At 35.4% G+C, this 11,475-nt stretch carries 12 protein-coding genes and 1 riboswitch; of the genes, 5 read left to right on the plus strand and 7 right to left on the minus strand.

From position 1 onward, the window contains the following. The 3 genes from PHQ99_06215 to PHQ99_06225 all read right to left on the minus strand — a co-directional run. Nucleotides 1-683, minus strand: a 683-nt coding sequence (locus tag PHQ99_06215) for a phosphate ABC transporter ATP-binding protein (protein MDD4289164.1), incomplete at its 3' end; no start/stop codon positions are given. Nucleotides 684-691: 8 nt separating this feature from the next. Beyond that, a complete protein-coding gene (locus PHQ99_06220; GenBank protein ID MDD4289165.1) occupies nucleotides 692-1,384 on the minus strand; it encodes an ABC transporter permease in 693 nt (230 codons plus the stop codon). Nucleotides 1,385-1,501: 117 nt separating this feature from the next. Further along, nucleotides 1,502-2,314 carry an extracellular solute-binding protein gene (locus PHQ99_06225; protein ID MDD4289166.1) on the minus strand — a complete coding sequence of 271 codons (813 nt, stop codon included), beginning with the start codon at nucleotides 2,312-2,314 and terminating at the stop codon, nucleotides 1,502-1,504. Nucleotides 2,315-2,411: 97 nt separating this feature from the next. Continuing rightward, nucleotides 2,412-2,531, minus strand: a riboswitch (molybdenum cofactor riboswitch). A 591-nt stretch (nucleotides 2,532-3,122) separates the two neighbouring features. Here PHQ99_06225 and yedE point away from each other — a divergent pair. The 4 genes from yedE to PHQ99_06245 are packed head-to-tail and all read left to right on the plus strand — an operon-like array spanning nucleotide 3,123 to nucleotide 5,857. Then, a complete protein-coding gene (yedE, locus tag PHQ99_06230) occupies nucleotides 3,123-4,205 on the plus strand; it encodes a YedE family putative selenium transporter (protein ID MDD4289167.1) in 1,083 nt (360 codons plus the stop codon). 14 nt (nucleotides 4,206-4,219) lie between these two features. Continuing rightward, nucleotides 4,220-4,432 (plus strand): sulfurtransferase TusA family protein, encoded by a 213-nt coding sequence (locus PHQ99_06235; GenBank protein ID MDD4289168.1) that lies wholly within the window; start codon nucleotides 4,220-4,222, stop codon nucleotides 4,430-4,432. A 22-nt stretch (nucleotides 4,433-4,454) separates the two neighbouring features. Further along, on the plus strand, nucleotides 4,455-5,606 hold the full coding sequence (locus PHQ99_06240) for an aminotransferase class V-fold PLP-dependent enzyme (GenBank protein MDD4289169.1): 1,152 nt from the start codon (nucleotides 4,455-4,457) through the stop codon (nucleotides 5,604-5,606). Nucleotides 5,607-5,626: 20 nt separating this feature from the next. After that, the gene (locus PHQ99_06245) at nucleotides 5,627-5,857 is read left to right on the plus strand and encodes a DUF3343 domain-containing protein (GenBank protein MDD4289170.1); all 231 of its coding nucleotides are present in this window, start codon (nucleotides 5,627-5,629) and stop codon (nucleotides 5,855-5,857) included. Nucleotides 5,858-6,207: 350 nt separating this feature from the next. Here the strand turns inward: PHQ99_06245 and rpoD are convergent, their stop codons facing one another. The 4 genes from rpoD to PHQ99_06265 form a co-directional block, all read right to left on the minus strand. After that, entirely contained in the window at nucleotides 6,208-7,224 is a 1,017-nt protein-coding gene (gene rpoD / locus PHQ99_06250; protein MDD4289171.1) for an RNA polymerase sigma factor RpoD, read from the minus strand. A 253-nt stretch (nucleotides 7,225-7,477) separates the two neighbouring features. Then, nucleotides 7,478-7,750: an RNA-binding protein gene (locus PHQ99_06255; protein ID MDD4289172.1), complete on the minus strand. Its 273-nt coding sequence runs from the start codon at nucleotides 7,748-7,750 to the stop codon at nucleotides 7,478-7,480. A 327-nt stretch (nucleotides 7,751-8,077) separates the two neighbouring features. After that, nucleotides 8,078-9,469, minus strand: coding sequence for a radical SAM protein (locus tag PHQ99_06260; GenBank protein MDD4289173.1), 1,392 nt, complete (start codon nucleotides 9,467-9,469; stop codon nucleotides 8,078-8,080). Between the two features lie 131 nt (nucleotides 9,470-9,600). Beyond that, complete coding sequence (locus PHQ99_06265) at nucleotides 9,601-10,140, minus strand: helix-turn-helix domain containing protein (GenBank protein ID MDD4289174.1); 540 nt, start codon at nucleotides 10,138-10,140, stop codon at nucleotides 9,601-9,603. Nucleotides 10,141-10,558: 418 nt separating this feature from the next. Here PHQ99_06265 and PHQ99_06270 point away from each other — a divergent pair. Then, nucleotides 10,559-11,475, plus strand: a 917-nt coding sequence (locus PHQ99_06270; protein MDD4289175.1) for an alpha/beta hydrolase, incomplete at its 3' end; no start/stop codon positions are given.

The following is an 11,475-nucleotide window of genomic DNA, read 5'->3' on the forward strand; positions in this document are numbered from 1 at the left end:
AAAATATTTTCCGGTACATGAGGTACAATTTTCCCGTCAAGTAAGGATATTATCTCATCTGCCAGGCGATATGCCTGTGACAGGTCATGAGTTGTAAAGACTACTGTTGTTTTCATTTTTTGATTTATTTCTTTAATAATTCTTTCAATTACATCAATATGTCTCATATCTATATTAGATGTGGGCTCATCAAGAAACAGTATTTCCGGCTCTAAAGCCAGAGCTCGGGCAATAACTACCCTCTGGGCTTCACCACCTGATAATTGATGGGCATTTCTTTTGTCAAAATCAGTGAGGCCCACTATTGATAAAGAATTCATTATTTTTGTTCTATTACTCTCGGTTGCTATCCCTCTTAACTTTAATCCATAAGCAACATTATTAAAAACACTGGTTTGAAATAAGAATGGTTTTTGGTGTACTAAAGTCATTCTCCTCCTAATTTTCAAAATATCCTGTTTTGAGTATTGCCTGATATCCTTCCCTCTAAAGATTATTATTCCTTCATCAGGTTTATCCAATAAGTTTAGTATATTAATCAAAGTTGTTTTACCAGAGCCATTAGGCCCCACGATTGCATATATTTTATTGCTTTCAAAAGACAATGAATCGATATCAAGGACTGTTTTGTTCTGATAACTCTTTTTTATTTTTTCAATTTTAAGTAAAACTTTTTTATTCATATCTTTACCTATATCTTCTTACTCTGGAAATAGCTTAAAATAATATTGATAATTAAAGAAATCAGTAACAGAAGTATTCCCAGGGCAATACCAAAACCAAACTCACCTTTTGAGGTTTCTAAGGTAATAGCCGTTGTCATTGTTCGGGTAGACCCTTTTATATTTCCTCCCAACATCATTGCAGCTCCTACTTCCGCGATATTTCTTCCAAAACCTGCAATTACCGCAGACATAACAGCAAAACGGGCTTCTTTAATTATTGCCCAGGCTGCCTGCATTTCTGTTGCACCTAAAGTCAGAGCAGTATGTCTTACTTTAATATCAATCCCCTGGATAGCCGAATGGGTTAAAGCAATAATAATAGGCAATGAGAGTAGAAATTGTCCAATAATCACGGCAGTCGGAGTATACAATAGGCCAAAATACCCTAATGGCCCTACCCGGGAAATCAGGGAATATACAAGAAGACCTATTACAACAGTAGGTATAGCCAGAGCATTATTTAATAAAACAACAATAAATTTCTTCCCCCAAAAATTTTTTGATCCAATTACAAACCCCAGTGGCACACCTATTAAGGAGGAAAAAAGAATTGCAATTGAGGATACTCTGAGGGAAAATAAAACAATCTGGAAAACCTCTTTATCTAAAGATAATATCAATGCAAAGGCTTTTTGTAATCCTTCAATAATAAAGCTCAAAATAATATCTCCTGATTCAATATTTAGATAATTAAGGATGTTTTAGGGAGAAAACAATTCCTTCCTAAAACATCCAGTATTGTAAAATAATAAGTTTTGTAAAAACTTGCCGCTTACTTAGATGGCATTGGGGAAAAATAGTACTTCACCATGTGCCTTAAATTCCCCAATTATTTTCTGTCCCTCCGGAGAGGTCATCCAGGCAATCAACTGCATAGCCTCCATGTAATTTACATGAGGGTGAACAGCCGGGTTTACGGCAATCACACCATATGGATTAAATAGTCTTGAATCTCCTTCTGATAAAATAACCAGATCCAGTTTGTCTTTGGTAGCCAGGAATGTGCCTCTGTCAGCCAGAACATATCCCATATTTTCATTGGCAACTAACAAGGCTGCTTCCATGCCCTGACCAATTTCCAGATACCAGTCGCCCTCCGGCTTAATGCCTGCACTTTGCCATAATTCCAGCTCTTTTATATGGGTACCCGAATTATCTCCACGGGAAACAAAATAGGCTTCAGAACTGGAAATCTTATTAAGAGCTGCGGCTGCATCTTTCTCACCGCTGATACCAGCCGGATCATCAACAGGTCCGACAATAATAAAGTCATTATACATTACATCTCTGCGGTTAATCCCATAACCTTCTTCAACCATGGCATCCTCAGCAGCCCGGGCATGAACCAATACAACATCCACATCTCCATTCTCACCAAGTTGAATAGCAGCACCGGTACCAACAGAAATTACATCAACTTTGATATCGTATTTTTCCTCAAAGGGCGGCAATAAAACATCCAGCAAGCCCGAATTATCCGTACTGGTTGTAGTTGCCAGTTTGATATTTTCAGCAGCTGATACTAAACTGACAAAAAACATTGAGATGATCAATAGAATAAATATACCAATAGTTATCTTTTTTTTCATTTTGCAACAATTTCCTTTCTAATTTAATTTCAAATTCAAATATTACAAACAATAAAAAACCAACACCCCGTTTGGTGTTGGCACAAAATTATTCTGATACTGTGATATCAAGCCTCCTTTCCAAACACGGGAGGAATAAAAGTTTCCCCTTATTCCCTATCGTCTATTTACCATAATTTAAAATCTTAGGTAAAATAGCTCGGAGAACAATATTTGTTTTATAAATTTTAGATTATTATATTATACATTTCGTATTTAATCAAACATTGCTGTATAAGTTTTATGTAACAAATCCGGAAAATTAACCTTATTATTTAGAATTAAAAAAAGCTTTTATATGGGAAAATATATTAAAAGTCAAAAAAAATAAATTGACAGGATAATGTAATTTTTATAAAATTAATTAACTAATAATAATCTTTTTCGTACTTCATATATCAATTATTTTTTTATTTTTTTGAAAGAGAAGTAAATTATGAAATCCTTAATCCATCATAACAAGTATAATAACCTGATGACAAATGGATTTCCTGATTTTGTTTTCTTTGTGCCTGGCTGACGTTATTTTATGAAAAAATAGCGGTCGGCTATATCATCACTATACAATCTAATGCTAAAATTAAACACCATTTACTATCTTCAATCATATCAAAGATTTTAATTTTATCATCTCAATAAGCTCTCTCTTATAGCTGATAATGCTAATCAATAAATTTCCCTATTTAATTGCTCATATTTAACTAATTATTTTTATTTTGATAATTTTATAAAAATTCATAAAAGTATAAATAGAAAGGAAAAAGTGTTGATGTTAAAAAAATTTTTTTCTTCCCGAAAATCCATTATCTTTACCGGTGCCTTTATCGGTATAGCAGCAACCATTTTACAAAAACTGGGCAATCCTGCCAATATGGGCATCTGTGTAGCTTGTTTTGAGCGGGATATTGCCGGTGCCTTAGGTTTCCACAGGGCAGCAGTAGTTCAATATATCAGGCCTGAGATTATAGGATTTGTCCTTGGTTCTCTGGCTGCTGCTTTAATCTTTAAAGAATTTAAACCACGCGCAGGTTCTGCACCTTTAATTCGTTTTTTGTTAGGATTTTTAGCCATGATTGGCTCTTTAGTCTTTTTGGGTTGTCCCTGGAGAGCATTGCTTCGCCTTTCCGGTGGTGATGGTAATGCATTATTCGGAATAGCAGGATTAGTCACCGGAATTTCAATAGGTATTTTCTTTATCAAATCAGGCTACGATTTGGGGCGTAACCGGAAAACCAGTTCACTGTTTGGCTGGATAATGCCCTTTATTATGGCCGGACTTTTTCTGTTACTTATTTTTCAAACCAAATTACCCACCGGTGCAGTCTTTTTCAGCAGCGAAGGACCCGGTTCTCAATTTGCTCCGGTCCTGATTTCATTTGCCATAGCTATTGCCATTGGCTTTATTGCTCAAAGAACCAGATTTTGTACAGTTGCTGCAGCCAGGGATGTTATTCTTATCAAAGATAATTATCTATTTACCGGTGTTGCCAGTCTTGTAATAACAGCCTGGGTAAGTAATATGGTTTTAGGGCAGTTTAATCCGGGATTCCAGGGTCAGCCAATTGCCCATACCAGCCAAATCTGGAATTTTGGAGGAATGGTTCTGGCAGGTCTGGCCTTTACGCTGGCAGGAGGATGCCCCGGCAGACAGCTATTCCTCTCCGGTGAAGGAGATGCTGATGCTGCAATTTTTGTATTGGGCATGATTTTTGGAGCAGGATTTGCTCATAATTTTGCTACTGCCAGCTCCGGAGCAGGACCCGGTGCCTGGGGGCCAGCAGCAGTCATAACAGGTTTAATTATCTGTCTGATTATTGGATACAGTATGAGTGATTTAGTAAAAAAGAATTAGGAGGATTTCTCGAAATGAGTGAAAAATTTGATGTAAGAGGACTTTCCTGTCCACTACCGGTAGTAAAAGTTAAGAAAAAATTAGCAGAACTTCAAGAAGGTATTTTAGAAGTAATAGTTGATACCGGAACCGCCAAAGATAATGTTTCCCGCATGGCTAACAATGCCGGCTGGAAAGTAGAAGTAAAAGCACAGGAAGATGAATATCTGTTAATTATAACTAAATAAAATTGAAAAAGAGAGGAAAATAATGATTTATTTTGATAATGCTGCTACCTCTTTTCCTAAACCGAAAGAGGTATCTGCAGCAATAATTAATTATATGAATAATATTGGGGCTAGCCCGGGACGTTCCGGTCATCGATTATCCATTGAAGCCGGTAGAATCCTCTACCAGTGTCGTGAAAATATAGCTGAATTATTTCATGTGGAGGATCCTTTAAGAATTGTTTTTACCTCCAATGCTACTGAGGCAATTAATCTGGCAGTAAAAGGATTTTTGCATTCAGGAGACCAGGTGATTACCAGTAGTATTGAACATAATTCGGTAATGCGGCCACTTCGTGAGTTAGAAAAAAATGGTGTTCAAATAAAAGCTATCCCCTGCTCTGCAGATGGTTCTCTTAACCCGGAAGATATAGAAAAGGCAATAAATAAAAATACTACACTTATTGTGTTAAACCATGCTTCTAATGTAACAGGGACATTATTACCTATTGGAGAGGTAGGTCGAATTGCCCGAAAAAATAATATTTTGTTTCTGGTGGATGCAGCACAAACTGCCGGTGCCTACCCGATAGACATGGAAAAAGACAATATTGATCTGCTGGCATTTACCGGGCATAAATCTCTCTTTGGTCCCACCGGAACCGGAGGGTTAGTCATAGGGAAAGACGTAGATATTCACAAGATTACTCCTCTCAAGACTGGGGGAACAGGCAGTCGCTCAGAATCAGAGAACCACCCTGATTTCCTGCCGGATTTATATGAAAGCGGAACTCCTAATATTGCCGGAATAGCAGGATTACATGCCGGAGTTTCTTATATACTAAAAAAAGGAGTGAAAGATATACATCAATATGAACTTCATCTGTGTAAAAAACTAATTTTCGGCTTGAAGCAAATCCCGGGTGTAACAGTATATGGCAAAGATGATTCAGGAGAAAGATCTTCTGTAGTTTCTTTTACTATTATAGGGCAATCACCCTCTGATATCGGTTTTAAACTGGATGAGAAATATGATATTATGTGTCGGGTAGGATTGCATTGTGCCCCTTCTGCCCATAAAACTATTGGCACTTTTCCGGTAGGAACTGTTCGTTTCAGTATTGGTTTATTCAATACTGTTGATGATGTAAAGCAAGCAATCTATGCGGTACGCAAAATAGCATCAGAGAAATAACCAGGAAAGGATTTTAGCAAATGGATGAAATTAAGAAAAAAAATGTGGTCATTTTCTATTCCACCAGTGCTGCAATCAGGACAGAAAGCCTGTCTAAAAAACAGCAGATTGAGGTTAAATTGATTCCGGTTCCCCGCCATCTCAGTTCTGATTGTGGAATATGTCTAAGCTTTTATACTGATGATTTGGAAAAAATAAAAGATGTATTGAGTAAAAATAATATAGAATTTGATGCTATCTATGATTTATAAATAATAAATACTTAATTTATAATTTAGCTTTATTATTAAAGTGTTATTAATAATTTTTTTATTTTTGCATTTTTATAAGTTTATAAGACTAAACAGAAATTAGAAATAATTAATTTTGCTTTACTTTTTCATAACACTGACAATTCTAGCTAATATTTTCTTTTTCGTTTTCATTATCAGAAATTATTATTATTGGAAAAACATTAGGGCTCAATTTCTCTGTTTTCTTCTATTTTTTTCTAAAATTGATTTTCCTGAATCATCAATAATACCCTGGATGTATCATAACTTATGAAAATTACCCTTACAATAATGCTTTAAATTATTCTTATTGATAATTAATATTATATCTAATCCAGGTATTCTCGTAATTTTCTGCTCCGGTTGGGATGCCTCAACCTTCGAATTGCCTTTTCCTGGATCTGTCTGATTCTTTCACGGGTTACCCCAAACCTCCGGCCAACTTCTTCCAGAGTATGGGGATATCCTCCGGCTATACCAAACCTCAATTCCAGAATGTCCTTTTCTCTTTGGGTTAAGGTATTTAATGCACTATTCATCTGCTCTTTCAATAAAGTATTGGATGCAAGTTTTGGAGGTGCAGGCGAGTCTTCATCTTCAATAAAATCTCCCAGAAGACGGTCATCTTCCTTGCCAATTGGAGTTTCCAGGGAAATAGGTTGCTGGGCTTTTTTGAGAATTTCCTTAATTTTATCCAATGGCAATTCCATCTTTTCTGCAATCTCTTCTATTGTTGGTTCCCGGCCTAGTTCCTGCAGAAGATTTCGGGATGAGCGTTTTAATCTATTGATAGTATCTACCATATGTACCGGAACACGAATCGTTCTTCCCTGATCGGCAATTGAACGGGTCATAGCCTGTCTGATCCACCAGGTGGCATATGTACTGAACCTATTTCCCAGCTGATAATCAAACTTTTCAACTGCATGCATTAACCCTATATTCCCTTCCTGAATCAAATCCAGAAAAAGCATACCCTTACCTACATACCGTTTGGCAATACTAACCACCAGTCTTAAATTTGACTGAATGAGAATTCTTTTGGCTTCCTCATCTCCGTTTTCTATTCTCTTGGATAGCTCAACCTCTTTATCTGCAGTCAGTAACTTTGTTTGCCCAATTTCTCTGAGGTACATTTTAATCGGATCATCCAATTGAATGCCTCTATTGGTGAATAACTTAACCGGCGACTTTTTTTTAGCAATTACTGCTGTAATTGATTTTTCCCATTGTCTTTTACTTAAGATTTTATCTACTTCTATTTCTTCTTTTATTTCTTCCCCAAACACATTAACTCCTGAAACAAGAAAGTCAACAGGGGGATCTTCTATTTTATTAATATTCATTAATTCATCCTCCAGAAATTTTATATCTCCTGAAATGTACTAAATACTTCTATTTTTCTTTTTCGACAGAACTGTTATTTTTTATCAGGAATATTTAGCTTCTGGTAAATTTCAAATAATACTTTTTCTTTTGATTGGATTTATTTTGTGGCTTCAGGCAGAATTGTACTAATCATTCCTACAAAAAAGAACCCTTTTAGTCTTATAGTCTTATCTTCTAAAAGGGTTCTTTACAGTATATTTTAACTAAAAGTTAATAGCGTCTGCGGTTATCGTTAAAATCTCTTCTTGGTTTTTGTGGTTTTGCTTCGTCAATTTTTAAGGGACGATCACTAAAATCAGTGTCGTGTAATGCGTCTTTGGCTTTAGTGGCTTCTTCTGAAGAAGACATTTCTACAAATCCAAAACCTTTGCCTTCAATAATATTAACACTTTTAACAGTGCCGTGATTAGCGAAAAGTTCTTCCAATTGCTGGTTAGTCACAGTGTAATTTAAATTTCCTACATAAAGTTTACTACCTTCCATATTCCTTACCTCCTTTTTTCTTATTTATTACAGTAAAATTTTATTTAGAGGTAAAATACGGCAAGATAGAAAAGTCTCTATTTTATTAATTACTGGATATCATTTCTCACAAAGAAATTTATCTTTTGATATACTAAGCCTTTTAGCTTATGACATTCTTGTTTATCTCTATGTGATTACATATTATCGCACTAATAAGGAGTAATGTCAAGTTTTATTTTTTCTTGTATTTTTTATTATAAAAATATTATTTTATTTATATTATTATTTTTTATATTATAATATTCTTTTTTGCTGTTTTCTTGCCTGGCAGATTCCAGCTTAAGATTAATATACCTTCTCAAACTTTTCCTGATGTTTTCTTGTCTTTTTATTTCTCTGTTTATTAATTGGTGCAGATGCTTTCTGCCAGTTATAAGAAAGAATATCTAAAAATCTGGCAATATCTCCCATCAGGACAGTTTCTGCTCCCGGATGTGTAGGTTTGGCTCCTGACTCTAAGACAATAGAACGTAAGGCATCAGGCTGGTCTATTATAGGACAGGGTGCCAGCATATTCTTGGAAAAGGGTTGTCTTTTTTGATAAGACCTGAATAAGGGATTCTGTAATACTTCTTTTAAACTCTTTTCTTTTATATTGTCTACTGCAAAATGAACAAATGCACATGGCTCTACATCACCCTTGGCATTGATATGGAAATATCTTCTTCCCCCTGCTATACATCCTCCTGTAAAGGTACCGTCATTCCAGAAATCAGCTAAGAAAAAGGGTTTTTTTCTGCGTATCTCAGGAACCCTGTAAGCCAGTTGAGCTCTTTGTTCAGGTGTAATCATCATTTCTAATTCTGTATCTTTACCGATAGGGATATAATGGAATGACCAGCCGTATATTGCCCCTTTGTCAATCATATGGTCAATAAAATTGTCAGTTGCAAAGAGCTCATCAGCGTTTTGTCTGGTGACAGTGACACTGATGCCGAAGATAATGCCGCGGTTGTGCAGTCGGTCCATGGCAGCCATAATCTTATCATAAGTACCTTCTCCCCTGCGGGCATCGGTAGACTCGCGAAATCCCTCCAGACTGATTGCCGGACTGATATTGCCTGCCTCCAGCATCTTATCTGCCATCTCATCATCAATTAAGGTGCCATTGGTGTACATCATAAACCCTACATCAGGATGTCTGCGGAATATTTCAAATAAATCCGGATAGACAGTGGGTTCTCCACCTGAGAGTACGATAAAGTAGATTCCCAGTTCTTTAGCTTCTTTAATTATCCTGTCAATTGTATCAATATCCAGACTGTCGCTCTTCTTGTATTTACCTGCCCAACATCCGGTACAGCTCAGGTTACAGGCACTGGTAGGGTCAATCAGGATAGTCCAGGGTACTGCTGCTTGCAGCTCTTTAGCTAATTCGTATTGCCTGGGTATTCCCATTAAGGCGGAGTTGACAAAAAAGTTCATAATCATCCCGTCTTTATAGCTGGGTGCTACCATGGTCAATCTCCTGACAAACTGTCTGATAGCAGGATTGGTATTATAGGACTTTCTGATTGCAGCAATGTGTTCATGGTGTTTTTCAGTGCGGGCAACCTTATCAGCCAGTTCCAATACCTTCGGGAGATTTTTTTCCGGGTCTTTTTCTAAATAATTAAGAGCCTGTTTTATTATCTGCTCAGCAGCATATTTTTTGGCAAAATTAAAATTAATTCCCATTTTAATAACCCTCCTTACCAGGTATTTTATGGTTTAAAGACAATTCTGCATATTCCTTTCTTTTCCTTCATATCAATAAGTATTGTGAAATTATATTTAAATGAATAAAGGTTCAGTCATGAATAAATTTTTTATTTGATTATTTCTCTCAAACGACAGAAGTACTCAATATTTCCTTCCCGGTCATCAGGATATTCCCGGGCAAAATCATGCATAGCCAGAAATAGCATCCGAATAGTCCTATCCTTGTCCCGGTCCGGAATGTTCTCAATTTCTGTAACTTTTACCTTATAAAACAAAGACCTCATCAAGGTCATCAGATGTTTTTTTATCTCATCAATTGCTTCGTGATTGATCTTATCTCTCAACAGTTCCCGGCTGAATCCCTGTAATCTTACAACCTCATCATATAGTATTGATAAAAACTCATAGGTATCCGCATTTTTCTCAAGCATTTCCTCTAAGGCTAAATAGGTTTGGTCAAATACCTTTTTACTGGCATTTATAAACAAATCCTGCTTATTAGAATAATAGTTATAGAGAGTACCTACCGATATTCCAACATCACCTGCTACCATTTTCATAGTTACCCGAGAGTAGCCCTTTTCAGCAAAAAGACGAAAAGCTGCTTCATTAACCCTTTCTTTCAACTTATCAATAATCTTGGCCATTAAATATTCCTCCCTGTACAACGCTCCTGAATATCGGATTATATGAATATTAATTCAATTGAACCCATGTTCATTTTAATACACAAAAAATATTCTGTCAAACTTTTTATAATCTACTCATCATTGATTTTATTAAAATAGTTTTTGTTATTTCCTTTTTTGTTAAAAAATTCAATCATTACTATCATAAAAAATATAAAAGAGCTCATTTTGAAATATTGTTTTTAAAAATATTCTTTTCTTTATTATCAGTTATTTTAGTAATTATAATACAAATCTATAGAAAATAATTTATGAAACCGCATTTTAACAGGCTATCTCCTTTGCACATTAGAAAGGAAAACTGCTGTAATATTTTCAATTATTTAATTTTTGTTATATAATTCAAAATATCTGTTTATACCAAACTGAGGTTAAAATGAAATTTTTTACAATCCTTGGAATTATATTATTAGGTATAATAATCATAATGACACTTTTTCTCTTTGCTGCTACCATAAATCATAAAAATAAATTAGACCAGGAATATATCGAATATCCGCCCCCAGGTAAATTGTTTGAGGTGAATAATAAAAGCATACATGTGTATGCAGCTGGACAAGGTGATAGCACCCTGGTATTTTTAGCCGGTCATGGAACCTGTTGTCCAATAATTGATTTTAAACCTTTATGGATGAGGTTAAAAGATGATTATAAAATAGTAATTGTTGAAAGGGCTGGTTATGGCTGGAGTGAGACCTCAAACAATCCAAGAGATATAGATACTCTACTTGAAGAAACAAGAAAGGCCTTAGAGCTCGCCGGAAAAAAAGGGCCTTATGTACTTGTTGCACATTCCATGTCTGGTCTGGAAGCCATTTATTGGGCTCAAAGATATCCCAGTGAAGTTAAGGCAATTATAGGAATTGATCCACTGGTTTCTGATTTTGTTGAAAACTATCTCGAATTACCACCCGGGATTAAATTATCATTCATGTATTTCATATCAAGAATTGGCCTTTCCAGGTTTATGTCAAAGAATGAGCTGGAAAAATCCTTCCCTTTAGTTAAATCAAACAATTTATCAGCTGAGGACAAACAGGTGCTTTTGGCTCTATTTTATAAAAGCTCCTATACCAAGAATATGTTAAATGAAATTAAATATTTAACAGAAAATGCGAAAAAGGTAAAAGCAAACAATATTCCTGTCAACACACCTATGTATTTTTTTATCTCTGATGGTAAAGAAGTTACAGACGCTGATTGGAGAGGATTACTGTCAGATTATGTATCACAAACTGAATATGGAAAATATAAATTTTTAGACAGCGGACATTATATACACAATCAGCAACC

The organism is Atribacterota bacterium, from assembly GCA_028703475.1.
Classification (GTDB): Bacteria; Atribacterota; Phoenicimicrobiia; order Phoenicimicrobiales; family Stramentimicrobiaceae; genus JAQVMU01.